The 14,155-nt window shown below is 69.5% G+C and carries 10 protein-coding genes, 1 pseudogene and 1 riboswitch; of the genes and pseudogenes, 7 read left to right on the forward strand and 4 right to left on the reverse strand.

Annotated features, from left to right (window positions below; all coding sequences use genetic code 11):
• Positions 1-529 (forward strand): annotated as a pseudogene (locus FREUN1FDRAFT_RS23100) (hypothetical protein); the annotation flags it as partial.
• A 118-nt stretch (positions 530-647) separates the two neighbouring features.
• Here FREUN1FDRAFT_RS23100 and FREUN1FDRAFT_RS23105 read toward each other — a convergent pair.
• Both FREUN1FDRAFT_RS23105 and FREUN1FDRAFT_RS23110 read right to left on the reverse strand, forming a co-directional pair.
• The gene (locus tag FREUN1FDRAFT_RS23105) at positions 648-2,141 is read right to left on the reverse strand and encodes a trehalose-6-phosphate synthase (protein ID WP_006542638.1); all 1,494 of its coding nucleotides are present in this window, start codon (positions 2,139-2,141) and stop codon (positions 648-650) included.
• A 120-nt stretch (positions 2,142-2,261) separates the two neighbouring features.
• Complete coding sequence (locus FREUN1FDRAFT_RS23110) at positions 2,262-3,068, reverse strand: HAD family hydrolase (protein WP_006542639.1); 807 nt, start codon at positions 3,066-3,068, stop codon at positions 2,262-2,264.
• 99 nt (positions 3,069-3,167) lie between these two features.
• Positions 3,168-3,287, forward strand: a riboswitch (SAM riboswitch).
• An 8-nt stretch (positions 3,288-3,295) separates the two neighbouring features.
• On the opposite strand from FREUN1FDRAFT_RS23110, the gene thrC reads away from it, so the two are divergent.
• Positions 3,296-4,573 (forward strand): threonine synthase, encoded by a 1,278-nt coding sequence (gene thrC, locus FREUN1FDRAFT_RS23115; protein ID WP_006542640.1) that lies wholly within the window; start codon positions 3,296-3,298, stop codon positions 4,571-4,573.
• Between the two features lie 149 nt (positions 4,574-4,722).
• Here thrC and FREUN1FDRAFT_RS40045 read toward each other — a convergent pair whose 3' ends face one another.
• Complete coding sequence (locus FREUN1FDRAFT_RS40045; protein ID WP_083828786.1) at positions 4,723-6,321, reverse strand: PAS domain S-box protein; 1,599 nt, start codon at positions 6,319-6,321, stop codon at positions 4,723-4,725.
• 154 nt (positions 6,322-6,475) lie between these two features.
• On the opposite strand from FREUN1FDRAFT_RS40045, the gene FREUN1FDRAFT_RS23125 reads away from it, so the two are divergent.
• The 5 genes from FREUN1FDRAFT_RS23125 to FREUN1FDRAFT_RS23145 all read left to right on the forward strand — a co-directional run bounded on the left by FREUN1FDRAFT_RS23125 (position 6,476) and on the right by FREUN1FDRAFT_RS23145 (position 12,375).
• Entirely contained in the window at positions 6,476-7,141 is a 666-nt protein-coding gene (locus FREUN1FDRAFT_RS23125) for a response regulator transcription factor (protein ID WP_035953151.1), read from the forward strand.
• Between the two features lie 493 nt (positions 7,142-7,634).
• Positions 7,635-8,105 (forward strand): peptidase inhibitor family I36 protein, encoded by a 471-nt coding sequence (locus FREUN1FDRAFT_RS23130; protein ID WP_157475210.1) that lies wholly within the window; start codon positions 7,635-7,637, stop codon positions 8,103-8,105.
• Positions 8,106-8,908: 803 nt separating this feature from the next.
• A complete protein-coding gene (locus tag FREUN1FDRAFT_RS44150) occupies positions 8,909-9,166 on the forward strand; it encodes a hypothetical protein (protein WP_157475212.1) in 258 nt (85 codons plus the stop codon).
• A gap of 824 nt (positions 9,167-9,990) precedes the next feature.
• A complete protein-coding gene (gene groL, locus FREUN1FDRAFT_RS23140; RefSeq protein WP_006542645.1) occupies positions 9,991-11,613 on the forward strand; it encodes a chaperonin GroEL in 1,623 nt (540 codons plus the stop codon).
• A gap of 168 nt (positions 11,614-11,781) precedes the next feature.
• Positions 11,782-12,375: a Uma2 family endonuclease gene (locus FREUN1FDRAFT_RS23145; protein ID WP_006542646.1), complete on the forward strand. Its 594-nt coding sequence runs from the start codon at positions 11,782-11,784 to the stop codon at positions 12,373-12,375.
• 111 nt (positions 12,376-12,486) lie between these two features.
• Here the strand turns inward: FREUN1FDRAFT_RS23145 and FREUN1FDRAFT_RS23150 are convergent, their stop codons facing one another.
• Entirely contained in the window at positions 12,487-14,124 is a 1,638-nt protein-coding gene (locus tag FREUN1FDRAFT_RS23150) for a DNA repair helicase XPB (RefSeq protein ID WP_035953165.1), read from the reverse strand.
• Positions 14,125-14,155 lie beyond the last annotated feature (31 nt).

Genomic DNA, 14,155 nt, shown 5'->3' on the forward strand with positions numbered 1-14,155 from the left:
TGACGGCCGGGTCGACCTGACCGGGATCATCGGCCGGGCCGTGCTCGGCCCACCCCCTCCCGGCCCGGCGAGCCCGTTACAGCACCCGCAAGGTCCAACGTCCCCCCTCTCCCGCTACCACGCCCGGCCCGCCGGAGACGACCGGCCACTGGTCACCACCAGCATCGCGACCGTGACCACCGAGATCCACCCCCAGCCACCCCGCCACACCCGCGGCCAGCCACCGCAACCGGACACCACCCCGGCGCTCACCCGGCCCGCCGTGCCACCACCGGACACCGACCCGACAGCACCGGACCAGCCATCCCACCGCCCGGCACCCACCGCGACCGACGTCCTGGACCTCCTGCGCGGCGATCCTCACCGCGCCTGGCACAGCAGGGACATCGCCCGGATCCTCCACGTCACGAACATCAACAGCTTCCGCACCCGGATGTCGCAGTGGGCCCGCCAGGGGCTCCTCCACAAGACCGACCGAGCGACCTACACCCTGACCTCAACACCCTTGACAGCAACCGAGATCACTTAACTACGCGGCCTTGGATCTTGCCCCGGCAGCAGCGGCGGCCTGAGGCGCCAGAGGCCACGGCCCTGAGACGCCAGAGGCCACGGCGGGGCCAGCGGCCACAGCGGGGCCAGGAGCCGCGCTAGTCGGCGATCTCGTCGAGCTGCGCCCGGAACCACGCGCGCGGCGGCAGCTGCGCGGCGATCGCGGCGAGCCGCCCGGTCCGGGCGCACCGTTGCGCCGGGTCCATGGTCAGCGCGGTGTGCATCGCCTCCGCGGTGGCGGTGACGTCGAACGGGTTCACCACCAGGGCGTCGGCGGACATCTGCGAACAGGCGCCGGCCTCCCGGGAGAGGATGAGAACGGCGTTCTCTGTGGAGACCACCATCCCCTCCTTCGCGACGAGGTTCATCCCGTCCCGGATGGGGTTGACCACCAGGACGTCCGCCAGGCTCATCGCGGCCAGCGAGCGCGGGAAGTCATCGCTGATCTCCAGGTGCACGGGCAGCCAGCTCTCGGTGCCGAACTCGGCCTCGATCTCCGCCGCGATGCGCTGCACGGCCGCGGTGTACTCGCGGTACTCGGGCAGATCGTGCCGCGACGGGTACGCGCAGACCAGATGCATCACCCGCCCATGCCATTCCGGATGTGTGCGCAGCAGCTCGCGGTAGGCGTCCAGCCCGCGGACGATGTTCTTCGACAGCTCGGTGCGGTCGACCCGCACCACCAGCCGGCAGCCACCGGCCAGCTCACGCAGCTCAGCCACCCGGGCCTGCACATCCGGCCGGGTGGCGCGGTCCCGCAGCTCGGCGGCGTCCACGCCGAGCGGGTAGAGGCTCGTCCGCACCGTGCGCCCGCCGGCCGAGACCGCATCGCCCTCGACCGTGGCGCCCAGGATCTCGGCGCAGCACTCCCGGAAGGCCTCCGCCCAGGCGGGGGCGAGGAAACCGAGCCGGTCTGCTCCGAGCATGCCCTTCAGGATGGCCGCCGCCACCGAGTCGGGCAGCATCCGGAAGTACTGCGGCGGCGACCAGGGTGTGTGGCTGAAGTGGGCGATGCGCACATCCGGCCGGATCGCGCGCAGCAGCGCCGGCACCAGCGTCAGGTGATAGTCCTGGACCAGGACGCACGCCCCCGGCGCGGCCTGCTCGGCGAGCGCCTCGGCAAAGGCGGCGTTGTAGTCCTCATAGGCTGCCCAGTCCTGCCGGAACGACGCCCCGAAGCTCGGTTCCGTCGACGGCGAGTGCAACAGGTGCAGGACGAACCAGAGCGTCCGGTTGGCGACCGCGTTGTAGGCGCGGTCGAACAGCACCCGGTCCAGGTCGAGCATGCGGACCGAGGCACCGCCGGTGTCGTAGCCGGCCTGGTCGATGCGGCCGCCCGGCGCCGAGCGGGCGGCCCGGCGGTCGGCCTCGCTGAGCGCGGTGCAGACCCACAGCAGCTCGCCGCCGTCCTCGGGCGCGTCCTGCACGACCTGGGCGAGGCCGCTGACCAGGCCGCCGCCACCGCGCCGAGGGACCAGCAGGCCGTCATCCCCAACCGCGAAGGAGACCGGACCCCGGTTCGACGCGACCAGCAGGTCGGCCTGGAACGAGCCGGCACCGGCCTGCGCCGCGAGCTCCCCGATGCCCGGCATGTGACGCACACAGCGGAGCGTAGGACATCGAGCGCCCCGTCGGGGTGTCATCCCCGCACGGCGGGGCTATCGGGCTGCCCTGACACCCCCGCACGGGGGTGTCAGGTTCGTCACCGGCCGTTACCGGCCGTCGATGGCGCTGCGGACGGCGCTCGCCCAGCCCAGCCCGACCGCGTCCGACTCGACCACCACGTTGTCGTGCGTGGTGAGCAGCTCGGCGATGTCGGGATGGCGCACCGCGTTGGCCACCAGGTGCATCCGGCCCACCGAACGAGCCATCTCCAGATCACTGGCCGAGTCACCGATGGCGATGGCGTCGGCCGGGTCGATCCCGCGCCGCTTCAGGTCGTAGGCCACCGCCTCGCCCTTGCTGACACCGTCCGGCACCAGGTGATAGACGTGAGGTACCTCACCGAGGTCGGGCATGTTCGCCGGCGAGACCAGCCCGTTGTCACGCATGCTCAGCCAGCCGAAACCGGTTTCGGCGAGCCATTCGTCCACCTCGGTGACGTTGATCTTGCCGCGCAGCATGACGTCGATCTCCCGGCCCGCGTGCCAGGGCGAATGCAGCTCGAGGCGACCGGGGTGGAGCCGGATCAGCTCGTCGAGCAGGCTCTCCGGCACCTGCGCGTAGGAATCCGGCATGGCCCCGCGCAGGATCTCGCTGTCGAGCCAGGTTCCGCTGGTCCACCCGACGATGGCGCCGAGCTCCCCGATGAACCCGTCCGCGCCGAAGATCCCGGCGGCCTCCACGAGCTGCGGCCGCGTCCGCCCCGAGACCAGGACCAGCGCGACGCCGGCCTCATGCAGGTCCACCAGCGCGCGGGCCGGCTCCAGGGTGCTGGCCCCGTCTTCGGAACGGAAGAAGCATCCACGCGGGCCGACCATCGTTCCGTCAAGATCGGTATAGACGATCCGTACAGGCACGCTTACGTCTCCCTCGGTTCGTGACGCCCGTCCGACCCCACAAACTACGGTGCACACCCGCCCACACGCGGACTACAGTACGGACAGACAACTTCATCTGGCTCATCCAGAGGGGCAGAGGGAACGGCCCAGCGAAGCCCCGGCAACCACCGACGCGATCCTGCGCGGCAGGTGCTAATTCCGACCCGGGACGCAGCCGGCGCCCGGGAAAGATGAGGAGTTCACGCATGACTCTCGCGCCCGAGCGCGCCACTCTCCCGAGCCCGGATACCGCGAACCCCGCTGTTTCGCTGTCCTGTCGCCACTGCGGAGCCACCTATCCGCTGGGCCCGACGCACGTCTGTGTCGAGTGTTTTGCGCCACTCGAGATCTCCTACGACGAGGACCGGCTGCGCCGGGTCACCCGCGAGTCGATCGAGGCCGGCCCGCAGAACCTGTGGCGCTACGTGGGGCTGCTGCCCGCCGGGCACGTCGCCGAGCGGCGGGTCTCGCTGGGGGCCGGCTGGACGCCGCTGCGGCCCGCGCCGCGGCTGGCCGCCGAGCTGGGCATGCGCACCCTGTGGGTGAAGGACGACAGCGCCAACCCGACTCACTCGTTCAAGGACCGGGTCGTCTCGGTCGCCCTCACCGCCGCCCGTGACCTCGGTTTCACCACCGTGGCCTGCGCGTCCACCGGCAACCTCGCCCAGTCGGTGGCCGCCCACGCGGCATCCGCCGGGCTGCGCTCGATCGTGCTCGTCCCGCACGACCTGGAGGCCGGCAAGACCGTGTCGACCGCGGTCTACGGCGGCACGCTCGTCGCCATCCAGGGCAACTACGACGATGTGAACCGGCTGTGCAGCGAGCTCGCCGGCGAGTACGAGTGGGCGTTCGTCAACGTCAACGTGCGGCCGTTCTACGCCGAGGGCTCGAAGACCCTCGGGTACGAGGTCGCCGAGCAGCTCGGCTGGCGGCTCCCCGGCCAGGTCGTCGTCCCGATCGCGTCCGGGTCGCTGCTCACCAAGGTCGACAAGGCCTTCGGTGAGCTGGGCAAGCTCGGCCTGGTCGAGCCCACCCCGTACAAGGTCTTCGGCGCCCAGGCCGCCGGCTGCAACCCGGTCGCCTCCGCGTTCGCCCGCGGCGTCGACACGGTGTCCCCGGTGAAGCCGTCCACCATCGCCAAGTCACTGTCGATCGGCAACCCGGCGGATGGCCCGTACGCCCTCGACGTCGCCCGCCGCACCGGCGGCGCGATCACGGACGTCACCGACGAGCAGATCGTCGACGGCATCCGCCTGCTCGCCCGCACCGAGGGCATCTTCGGCGAGACCGCCGGCGGCGTCACCGTCGCCTGCCTGCGCCGCCTGCTGGACGAAGGCCGCCTCGACCCGGACGTCGAGACCGTCATCTACAACACCGGCGACGGCCTCAAGACCCTCGACCCGCTGGTGCCCACCGGCGGCCCGACCGCGACGATCCGGCCCTCGCTGTCCGCCTTCGAGGCCGCCGGCCTCGGCGACGACTAGTGGTCCCCTTCGTCGCACGCCGGATCGCCGCAACTATCGCCTGCCAGGACTGCGGCGATCCGGACACACCCGGGCCACGCCCTCGCGCGACGGCCCGCGAGCATCCGGGACTCATCCGCTCGCGGCGTTTTCGGCGCGATCTCCAGTTTTTACTGGGATAGATCACCTGGTGTGGCCGGCGGCAGGGAACCATCCCGCGGCAGTGGGATCCAGGCGCGGACACACGTGCCGCCGCCGACGGGGCTGATTATTTCCAGCCGCCCGTCAAACATCACCAGCCGGTCGGCGAGCCCGCGCAGGCCCGTGCCACGAGCCGGATCCGCGCCTCCCACACCGTCATCGGCGATCGCGACCGCAAGGGCGCGGTGCGTGCCAGTTTCCGCAAGATAGTCCTCGACGGCCACGTCGACCCGGGCCATTTGTGTACCCGCGTAGCGGGCGACGTTCGTCAGACACTCGCTGACCACGAAATAGACGGTGGACTCGACGACGGCTGGAAACCGAACCACGGGCACCATGCCCAACCGCAGATCCACTGGGGAGTGCCGCGCGAGGTCCGCCAAGGCCGCGGCGAGGCCGTGGTGGGTCAGGTTGCGCGGGTGGATACCTCGGGCCAGGTTGCGCAGATCGAGCGCTGCTTCGTCGAGGTTCCGGATCGCCTGGTCCAACATCGTGGCGGCATGCGAGGGATCGCCAGGCAGTGCGGTCCGCGCCCGGGCCAGAGTCATGCCCAGCGCGACCAGTCGCTGCTGCGCCCCGTCGTGGAGGTCCCGTTCGAGCCGCTGCCGTTCGGCCACCGCAGCCTCGACAACCCTTCGCCGGGTGGCCCGCAGCTCCTCGTCGGCACGGTGCCGCTCGCTGAGATCCCGCAGGTAACCGGCGAACAGCGGGCGACCGTCGCGTCCGACGCGCGTGATCGTCAGCTCGACGGGGAAGACGCTGCCACCCGCACGCATGCCGATGATCTCGACTCGCTGGTCCAGCACACGAGCCTGCTCGGTGCGCAGGTACCGCCGCAGCCCCGCCCGGTGCCGCGCGCGCATGTCGACCGGAACGATGAGTTCCGCGAGTTCTCGCCCGATCGCCTCCTCCCGCGTGTACCCGAACGTACGACACGCCGCGGGATTGAACTCCAGCACCTGCCCGTCCACGTCCGCAATGACAACGCAGTCCAGCGCAGCGTCCAGCACCGCCCGTAGCCGGGCCTCACTGCGGCGAACCTCCTCGTCGACACGCTGCCGACGCAGGGCGTCACCCATCCGGCGTCCGACGCTCGACAGGGTCGCGAGTAGTTCGGGCGCAGGTTCGGGTACCTCATTGGCGAGGAACTCCACCAGCCCCTCGATTCCGTCCCGGCTGACGAGAGGAAAGCAGAAACCGGAGGTCAGTCCGGCCTGGGCGGCCACTTCCGCCTGCGGACACGCGGGTTCCTCCCGCAGGTCACTCGCCCATTCCGGGCGCCCGGATCGCCATACCCGGCCAGGCAGTCCGACATCCGGCTCGAGGACAGGTCCGCGGATTGCCGCGCCGAACCCCGCCAGATTTTCCCGCCCGGGGAGATACCAGGTCGACGCACAGCGCAGAACGGGCCCGGCATTGGTGGATGTCGGGTGCCCTGCCGCCGTCCAGACCGAACCAACCGGCAAGCCCAGAGCCCCGCCGACCTGTTCAAGCAGGAGCCTGAACATGTCGTCGGCGGGACGGGGCTCGGCGACGATCCCGGCCGCAGCGTGCTCCAGCCTGAGCAAAAGCGCACTATCTATCTGAAAGTCCGCTGGTCCGGCGGCCGGTTCCGGCCGTATCGGCAGGTTCACGCCCGGCCCCACGGACTCGCCCGACCGCGGGCACGTCTCATGCGCGAATCCCCCAGCTGATCAGCTGCTCGGCGTACGTTATGGATCTGTGAGTATACGAATCGTGATCGCAGACGACAGTCTGCTGATCCGTGAAGGTGCGCGCACGCTTCTCGAGGAACAAGCCGACCTCACTGTCGTCGGTCTTGCCGATGATCACGACGGGCTGCTCCTCGCCGCGGCGGAACTCGCGCCGGACGTGGTCGTCACCGACATCTGCATGCCCCCGACGAACACCGACGAGGGGATCCGGGCCGCATTGACACTGCGGCACCGGTCGCCGGGCATCGGCGTGGTGGTACTGAGCCAGTACGACGACCCGAGGCACGCCACCGCGCTGCTTTCCGACGGTGTCGCGGGGCTTTCTTATCTGCTCAAGGAACGAGTCGCCCAGCCCGGGCAGCTGGCGGACGCGGTCCGTGCCGTCGCGGGCGGGGGCTCGGTGATTGATCCACGCGTCGTCGAAGCGATGATCGTCGCGCGGACCCGTCAGGCCAACGGGGCGATACACGCGCTCACACCTCGCGAGCGCGAGGTGCTCGCCGAAATGGCCACCGGCGCAAGCAATACCGCGATCGCCGCGCGGCTCGTCGTGACCGTCCGAGCCGTCGAACGGCACATCAACTCGATCTTCGCCAAGCTCGCCCTCACCGAGGTTGGCGAGGTGCACCGACGCGTCAGGGCGGTTCTGCTCTACCTCTCCGACCAGGGCTGAAAGAAGAGGCGCCGACGGGCTGGCGGCGGTCACGCCGCGAGGCGTTCCGCCGGAAATGGCCGCCTCCTACGCGGTCTTCTTCGGCGGAAATCGGTCCTGGAACGACCGGCGGTCGAATTGATTTCGCCCACCGATGGATAGTGCGGAACCCGGAAGCGACCCCTGTCAGGTACCCGACCCGGGGTTCGACGGCAAACGGATTGACAAGCGGCCGGATCGCCTCGACGAGAATCCGGAACCGTGCCACACTGGCCTGACTGACCGGCTTTGACCCGGCACCCGGGCCATGTCATGCGCACACCACCGATGATTGTGGTGTGGACACGATCCCGCAGACACATGCCGGCACGATCGCCGTTCCACTCTCCGCCAGGCAGACTTTCTAATGCGCACTGGAAACGGGCGCTACCACTGGAAGCAGCGGCTCGACCGTGAAGCGTGCCGCATTGCCGACGACCGCGACAGCGGTCGGAACAAGAAGGAGTGGAACATCATGAACCGATCGAGGATCAGCCTTGGCGCACTCGTCCTGAGCGGGGCGGTCGCGGTGCTTGCCGGGGCCGGACCGGCTTCGGCCAGCACCGGAAGCACGAGTCCCGCGCACAAGGGCGGCACCACGCAGTCTGTCGTCGCGCCCCGGCCCAACGGCATTTGCCAGACGTTTTCCGACGGCACCGGCGAGCTCTGCATGTGGTATTTCGTCAACAGCACCGGAAGCATGCTCGACCTCTGGGACCAGGATTCCAACCTCAACGACAACGTCTTCCTCACCGACGACGTGGGCAAGGGCCAGACGGTCGGGAACAACTTCGAGTCGACCCGGAACACCGACAGCATCTACTCGGCCGTCCTCTGCGACAACCCTGGTTTCACCGGGCCTACCACGACCATTGCCCCGAACAGCGGAACCGGTGACCTCGGCACCCTCAGGAACCGGGTCGAGTCGGAGTACTGGATCTCCTGAGCCGTTGTCAGCTCCGCCGGTTGGTCCTCCGTTCGAATGCGGTGAGTGGAGTCGAAGGGTGCGCGGCCACGCCTTCCGCGGGCCCCGCGGCTCCACGCCCGCCCAGGTCGGAGGACCACCCGCGCAGTGATCTTGGAGTAAACGAGATGGAAATGTCGCCGTCTGACGGTCGTCGTGGCAGGAACCGATCTCGGTTTGCGGGAGCCCTGACCGCTCTGCTCGTCCTCACCGCCGCTGCCTGCACCGGGCAGGCGGCCGACACGCACGACCCGCAGCACCCTTCGTCATCTCCAGCGGCGGAGTCGAGCGCGAATCTGACTCTCCCGCTGGACTCCTACCTGCTGTCTTTCGATCAGCTTGCCCAGATCGGTCGGGCGCGCGCCCTGCTGATCGGCCAGTGCATGAGACGCTTCGGTCTCGACTATCAGCCGCCCTCAGCCAGCTCGGTGGGACTGCGGACGTTGAACGAACGTCGCTACGGCGTCACTGACCCGGAAGCAGTCGCAGTCGACGGCTACCGGCTGGGAGACCGCGACCCGAGAACCCATCCGGTCAGACCCACTGATACGCCAACCGGCGCCGATCGTCCGGAACAGGCTGTGCTGAGCGGCCGCGGTGCGACGACGGTGAGCGGAATCCCGGTTCCCGTCGGCGGATGCGCGGGCGAGGCTCAACGCGCCCTCGATGCCCGGACACCCGCCGTGACCGATGCCTACCTACCGCAGCGCCTGTCCAGAGAAGGCTTCTGGCGCTCGCGGGACGACGCGCGAGTTCAGGCTGTGACCAGGCGATGGTCGGAGTGCATGAGGATCGCGGGATTCAACTACGCCGACCCGTTCGGTCCCCCCGCCGACCCCCGCTTCGCGGGTGCGCTCTCCCCTACCGAGATCACGGTGGCAAAGAGCGACGTCGCATGCAAGAAACAGGCGAACCTGGTCGGTGCCTGGTCCGGGGTGGAGTCAGAGATTCAGCGGGGGCTCATCTCTGAACACAGCGCCGATCTGGAGAAGATCCGGCAGGCGAACGAAGCACAGCTGCGGTTCGTGGTAACCCTCGGCTGAGTCCGGACCAGTTCTGTACCGAGAGCCGGAGTGGCGCGGGTTCGGCACAGCCACGGGTACGGCGACAGCGGGGGTCGTACGACCTACCCGGCCCGCGACCTCACGCCCGGGTCCACACCCGTGGGCGGGGGGTCGTCCTCATGCACATGGGCGCGAACCCGCAGGACCGCTCGACCCTGGACGCGGACGCGCCAGCGGGACCATCCGGAAACCGCGCCGCCCGCGGCTACGGCTTGCCGACCACCTACGCCGTGTCGGCGACGCCGGCCGGCACCCGCGATCCGGCGAGAACGAACCGAAGGTGTCGGTTCGCGTCGTCCTGCCGGGACGGACGGCCTGCGGCTGACCGCGCCGGATACCTCCCACTGGTTAGCGCCCGGAAGACACCGCCCACCGGACGCCGCCCACCGGACGCCGCCCACCCGGCGGATGACGTCTCAAGGGTGGGTTGCGGCGTCGCACTCGAGGGTCGGCGCGCCCGAGCCGCAAAGATCGCCCCGATGTCGGCGGATCTCCGTTGATCAGTAGTGTTCATCCCGGGTTCCACCTTGAGCCACACCGGGTTCCCGCCCGGATCCCAGCGCACGGAAGGCCCGCGCTCCTGGTGCGCCACGCCGGTCCGCGGACGGGCACGCGCTTGCACTCTCCCATGGCGAGTGCTAAACAGGACCTGGCACTCTCCCCACGGGAGTGCCAAAGGCTGAAACGACGAGGCTTCCTGGTCGTCCTCCCGTTCAGGCGGGGAGCCGGGTCGGGCCGTCCGTCGCGGGCGTCGTTGTGGCCAGGCCATCGAACTGCCATCCCCCTGGGAGGACCCAGACACCATGCCGAAGATCATTGCCTTCGACGAGGAGGCACGGCGCGGCCTGGAGCGCGGCATGAACCAGCTGGCCGACGCTGTCAAGGTCACGCTCGGCCCCAAGGGTCGCAACGTTGTCCTGGAGAAGAAGTGGGGCGTCCCCACGATCACCAACGACGGCGTCAGCATCGCCAAGGAGATCGAGCTCGAGGACCCGTACGAGAAGATCGGCGCGGAACTCGTCAAGGAAGTAGCGAAGAAGACCAACGACGTCGCGGGTGACGGCACCACCACCGCGACGATCCTGGCCCAGGCTCTCGTCCGCGAGGGTCTGCGCAACGTCGCCGCCGGCGCGAACCCGATGGGCCTGAAGAAGGGCATCGAGGCCGCCGTCGAGCGCGTCTCCGAGGAGCTCATCAGCGTCGCCAAGGACGTTGAGACCAAGGAGCAGATCGCCTCCACCGCCTCCATCTCCGCCGGTGACCCGGCCATCGGCAGCATGATCGCCGAGGCGATGGACAAGGTCGGCAAGGAAGGCGTCATCACCGTCGAGGAGAGCAACACCTTCGGCCTGGAGCTCGAGCTCACCGAGGGCATGCGCTTCGACAAGGGCTACATCTCGCCGTACTTCGTCACGGACACCGACCGCATGGAAGCTGTCCTCGACGACCCGTACATCCTCATCGCCAACAGCAAGATCTCGGCGGTCAAGGACCTCCTCCCGATCCTGGAGAAGGTCATGCAGGCCGGCAAGCCGCTGGCGATCATCTCCGAGGACGTCGAGGGCGAGGCCCTGGCCACCCTGGTCGTCAACAAGATCCGCGGCACCTTCAAGAGCACCGCGGTGAAGGCCCCCGGCTTCGGTGACCGCCGCAAGGCCATGCTGACCGACATCGCCGTGCTCACCGGCGGCCAGGTCATCTCCGAGGACGTCGGCCTCAAGCTCGAGGGCACCACCATCGACCTGCTGGGCCGCGCCCGCAAGGTCGTCATCACCAAGGACGAGACCACCATCGTCGAGGGTGCTGGTGACGCGGACCAGATCGCGGGCCGGGTCAACCAGATCCGCAACGAGATCGAGAAGTCCGACTCGGACTACGACCGCGAGAAGCTGCAGGAGCGCCTGGCGAAGCTCGCCGGCGGTGTCGCGGTCATCAAGGTCGGCGCGGCCACCGAGGTCGAGCTCAAGGAGAAGAAGCACCGCATCGAGGACGCCGTCTCGAACGCGAAGGCCGCGGTCGAGGAGGGCATCGTCGCCGGCGGTGGCGTCGCGCTCCTGCAGGCGTCCACCAGCGCCTTCGAGAAGCTCGAGCTCACCGGTGACGAGGCGACCGGGGCGAACATCGTCCGGCTCGCGCTCGAGGCGCCCATCAAGCAGATCGCCTTCAACAGCGGTCTCGAGGGCGGCGTCGTGGTCGAGAAGGTGCGCAACCTCCCGACCGGCCACGGCCTGAACGCGGCCACCGGCGAGTACGTCGACATGGTCGCCACCGGCATCATCGACCCGGCGAAGGTCACCCGCTCGGCGCTGCAGAACGCCGCGTCGATCGCCGGCCTCTTCCTCACCACCGAGGCCGTCATCGCCGACAAGCCGGAGAAGAACCCGGCCCCGGCCCTGCCGGGCGGCGGCGGCGAGATGGACTTCTGAGTCCAGTTCCCGCGCTCTGACGAGCAAAGGGGGCGGTTCCGGCTTCGGCCGGGCCGCCCCTTTCGCATTCCTTTGAACAGCCTGTCATCAAGTTACCGAACGGTAGTAAGATCGGCGTCCGCGGGTCGCGACCGTAAGACTTCGACAGTGGACGGAGCAACAGGCACGATGAAAAGCGTGGTACAAGCTCCCGCTCCGCTACGAGCCCATCGCCCAGGTCTCGTGCTGCCGTCGCCGCCGGTCACCGTCGCCGACCTCGACAAGATCGTCCACGATGCCGCGCGGGTCGAGATCCTGGACGGGCTCCTGGTTGCACGGCCGTGGCCGACGCCGCTGCGCGCACGGGTGACGGACCGGCTCAGGACCCTTCTCACCGACACGGCGACCTCCGGCGCGCAGGTGTTCACCAGCGTCCAGGTGGAGCTGTCCCCGCGGTGCCTGCTGGTGCCGGACATCGCCGTCGTCGCGGTCGGCGACCCGGCACGGCGGCGGATCACCGAGACACCGTTCGCGGTGGTCGAGATCGCCGACGCGAGCACCCGCCGCTACGACCGAACCCTGAAGCTCGACCTCTACCGCGAGTTCCGGATCCCGGTGTGCTGGCTGGTTGACCCCGACTCGGCGACCATCGAGGCCTTCGAGCTGGTCGGGGCCGACTACGTCCCGGCCGGTGTCGTGCGCGGTGACGACAGGCTGGTCGCCACCCGGCCGTTCCCGGTCACGGTCACACCGGCAGCGCTCATCGATCCGCCGGAGGACTGAGCCACCGGAGACTGGGTCGCCGGAAGACCGGGCCGTCAAAAGACCGGGCCGCCGGGCAGCTGAGTCCACCGGACAGCTGACCCGGCGGGCGGCGCGGAGACAGCCCGGCCCTCAGGCGATGTCGTCCGCGTCGACGATCGTGTAGGCATAGCCCTGCTCGGCCAGGAAGCGCTGGCGGTGCGCCGCGTACTCCTGGTCGAGGGTGTCCCGTGAGACCACGGTGTAGAAGTGCGCCGACCGGCCGTCCGACTTCGGGCGGAGCACCCGGCCGAGCCGCTGGGCCTCCTCCTGCCGGGAGCCGAAGGTGCCGCTGACCTGGATCGCCACCCCGGCTTCGGGAAGGTCGATCGACACGTTGGCCACTTTGGAGACCACCAGAGTCGTGATCTCGCCGGTGCGGAAGGCCTCGAAGAGACGCTCGCGCTCCTTGTTGCGGGTGGAGCCCTGGATGACCGGCGCGTCGAGCAGGCGCCCGAGCTCGTCGAGCTGGTCCAGGTAGGCGCCGATGATCAGGACGCGATCGCCCGCGTGCCGTTCGGCGAGCCGGCGCACCACCGCGCTCTTGCTGTGCGCGGTGGAGCACATTCGGTACCGCTCCTCCGGCTCGGCGACCGCGTAGGTCATCCGCTCGTCGTCGGTGAGCGTGACCCGGACCTCCGTGCACTCCGCGGGCGCGATCCAGCCCTGGGCCTCGATCTCGCGCCACGGCGCGTCGTAGCGCTTCGGCCCGATCAGGGAGAACACGTCGCCCTCCCGGCCGTCCTCACGGATGAGGGTCGCGGTGAGCCCCAGCCTGCGGCGCGACTGGATGTCGGCCGTCATCCGGAACACCGGCGCGGGCAGCAGATGGACCTCGTCGTACACGATGAGACCCCAGTCGCGCGCCCCGAACAGTTCCAGGTGCAGGTACTCGCCCTTCCGGCGGGCCGTCATCACCTGGTAGGTGGCGATGGTGACCGGCCGGATCTCCTTGCGCTCACCGGAGTACTCGCCGATCTCGTCCTCGGTCAGGGACGTCCGCCGCAGCAACTCGTTACGCCACTGCCGGCCCGCGACGGTGTTGGTGACCAGGATCAGCGTGGTCGCGCCGACCTGGGCCATCGCGGCGGCGCCGACGACCGTCTTGCCGGCGCCGCTGGGCAGCACCACGACGCCCGAGCCGCCCTCCCAGAAGCCGGCGACCGCGCCCTTCTGGTATTCGCGCAGCTCCCAGCCGTCCTGGCGCAGCTCGATGGGGTGCTTCTCGCCGTCGACATACCCGGCGAGGTCCTCGGCGGGCCAGCCGACCTTCAGCAGGGCCTGCTTGAGCCGGCCGCGTTCGGACGGATGGACCACAACCGTGTCGTCGTCGATGCGCGCGCCGAGCATGGGCGCGACCCGCTTCGCCCTGGTGACCTCGGTCAGGACCGCGCGGTCCAACGCCCGCAGCACCAGGCCGTGCACCGGGTCCTTCTCCAGGCGGAGCCGGCCGTAGCGGTCCATCGTGTCGGCGATGTCGACAAGCACCGCGTTCGGGACGGCATAGCGCGAGTAGCGGACGAGGGCGTCCACCACCTGCTCCGCGTCATGGCCGGCCGCGCGGGCGTTCCACAGGGCGAGCGGCGTCACCCGGTAGGTGTGCACGTGCTCGGGGGAACGTTCCAGCTCGGCGAAAGGCGCGATCGACGCACGGGCCCGCCCGGCGAGCGGGTGATCAACCTCCAGGAGCAGGGTCTTGTCCGACTGGACGATCAGGGGCCCATCCGGCAAAGCCCGCCACCGCCTTCCGCTGTTGTCACAT

The sequence above is a fragment of the Parafrankia sp. EUN1f genome (assembly GCF_000177675.1).
Classification (GTDB): Bacteria; Actinomycetota; Actinomycetes; order Frankiales; family Frankiaceae; genus Parafrankia.